This is a genomic window from Pedobacter petrophilus (assembly GCF_009674725.1).
In the GTDB taxonomy this organism is placed as follows: domain Bacteria; phylum Bacteroidota; class Bacteroidia; order Sphingobacteriales; family Sphingobacteriaceae; genus Pedobacter; species Pedobacter petrophilus.
The window spans coordinates 1-2689 of sequence record NZ_WKKH01000103.1; the positions used below are offsets into that span (position 1 = coordinate 1).

At 45.6% G+C, this 2689-nt stretch carries 1 protein-coding gene; it reads right to left on the reverse strand.

Features of this window, described 5'->3' with window-relative positions:
* On the reverse strand, positions 1–2689 hold a 2689-nt coding region (locus GJU39_RS23465; RefSeq protein WP_209437731.1), incomplete at both ends, for a beta strand repeat-containing protein.

Here is a 2689-nt window from a genome sequence, read left to right on the forward strand (position 1 = left end):
CCAGTTTGTAATGCCGGACTGAAAGTATAAGTTAATGCCGGATCAGCATCGCCAAAGGTTTTGCTTTTCGCAGCCGCTGTAACTGTTATTGCTTTTGCACCGATCGTTAAATCAGCAACGACATAGATTAAAGTATAATTACCGTTCAGTGCAAGCGTACCTTGGTTGATCGCATAGGTGCCTACGCTCTCGCCTGGTTGTCTGCTTAGGCTTCCGGTAAAGGTAGCGCCAGTTTGCAATGCCGGGCTGAAAGTGTAAGTCAATGCCGGATCAGCATCGCCAAAGGTTTTGCTTTTCGTTGCCGCGGTTACCGTTATAGTTCTTGCTGCAATAGTTAAGTCAGCACCAACATAAGTTAAGCTGTAGTTATTACTTAAAGCAAGTGTACCTTGGTTGATCGCATAAGTACCTGCATTCTCACCTGGTTGTCTGGTTAAGCTTCCTGTGAAACTATCACCTGTTTGCAACGCCGGACTGAAAGTGTAAGTCAGTGTAGGATCAACATCGCCAAAGGTTTTGCTTTTCGCAGTGGCAGTTACCGTTATTGCTTTCGCTCCGATCGTGAAATCAGCACTATTGTAAGTTAAAGTATAGTTACCGTTCAGTGCAAGCGTTCCCTGGTTGATCGCATAAGTACCTGCATTTTCTCCAGGTTGTCTGGTTAGGCTGCCTGTGAAGCTATCGCCAGTTTGTAACGCCGGGCTGAAAGTGTAAGTCAGTGTAGGATCAGTATCGCCAAAGGTTTTGCTTTTCGCTGCCACTGTAACTGTTATTGCTTTTGCACCGATCGTGAAATCAGCACCGACATAGGTCAAATTATAATTACCGTTCAGTGCAAGCGTTCCCTGGTTGATCGCATAAGTACCCACGTTTTCGCCAGGTGACCGGGTTAAGCTTCCTGTGAAGGTATCGGTGCCCACCAATGCCGGAGCAAAGGTATAAGTCAGTGCAGGATCAGCATCGCCATAAGTTTTGCTTTTCGAAGCTACCGTTACTGTAACTGTTTTCGCACCAATCGTTAAAGCTGTAGCATTGGATGTAGCCTGTACAAAATCATAGTTAACAGCACTTAATCCTGCTCCAGTGATTGCATATGAACCTACAGACGAAGTTGCTGTAGCAGTTGTTGACCAGGTAATGCTGCCTGTTGTAGCTGTTGCCAGGTTTTCTGCATTCACAAAGCCTGTTACTGATCCGGATAAAGTTGGAACAGCATCACCATAAACTTTAGATGAAGTATTTGCTGTATAAGTTAGTGTCGCTTTAACAACTGTACTTGATGGTATGCTCACTGTTGGACTGTTTGCACCGCTACTGGTTAACACCACATTTCCTGTAATATTTGTACCTGCTGGTGCATTTGCTTTTAGCCTGACATATACGGTTCCCGATACTGTTCCGGAACTTCCTATAGTAATAGAAGAACTGTAGCTCACATTGTCAGCACTCACCTCAAAATTGCTTGTTGAAGATGGCGTAGCCGTAATACCTGCAGATAAACCTGTACCCGATACGGTTACACTGGTTGATGTTGATGCGGTTCCATAAATTGTGCTTAACGCTGATGGAAAAGCACCAGCTGAAGCGGTAATTTGAGAAGGCTGTGTATAGTTAATAGAAAACTGAGTGGCAGCTGTATTGCCATTGCCGGCTGCATCCAGCGATACATTGGCCGCAATACTAATCGCTACTACACCATTTGCTGTTGGCGTGGCATTAAAAGTATAAGTTGTTCCACTGCCTGAAAAACCACTGATTGTGGCATTTCCTGGTATAATATCTCCTGCTACAAATCCTGTTACCGTCTCCGAAAAAGTGACCGTAAATGGAATTGGAGAAGTAATGGTTGATCCACCGGATGCGCCAGCCGTACTGCTGATCACTACCGATGGAGCCTGGTTATCTACGGTAGCATTACTACCATCAACTGTAGTTTTTGTATTTCCGGCATTATCTGTTGCTGTAACAGCTACATTCCTGTTAGTAGCATTAATTGCCCCGGCAGCAAGTGTATAAGTTGCTGTCCAGGTACCGCTGCTGTTAGTCGCCGCAACTGCACTTCCACCGCCAAACTGGCTAAAGTTAATGGTTACCGAAGAAATAATATCCGTATTGTTATCTCCGGCGGCTGTATTATTCCAGGTAGCGGTTATTACATCACCAATTTTATACGTACCACCTGTTCCGCTGGCGCCGTTGATGCTAATGTTAGCATCGGTAATCACTGGTGCCAGATTATCTACAATAGCATTGTTGGTCCCTGTCGTAGTTGTTGGACCAGCAGAATTTGTTGCAGTTACGGATATATTCCTGTTAGTGGCATCAATAGTACCGGCAACAATAGTGTAAGTAGCTGTCCAGATGTCACTATTGTTGCTGGCTGTAACCGTAGCGCCACCACCAAATTGACTAAAATCCATAGTTACTGCGGTGATACCCGAATTGTTATCGCCATTAGCAGAATTGTCCCAGATTGCGGTTACTACATCTCCTATCTTGAATGCACCACCTGTGCCACTTTCGCCACTAATATTTATCTTAGCAGCTGTAACAGTAGGCGCTGCGACATAGGTAAATTGGTCGCTGGCACTGGTCGCGCTGGTGCCCCCTGTTGTAGTGACGCGAACATCAACCGTGCCTGTTCCTGCCGGTGCGGTCGCCGTGATCTGTGTTGCCGAGTTAACGGTGA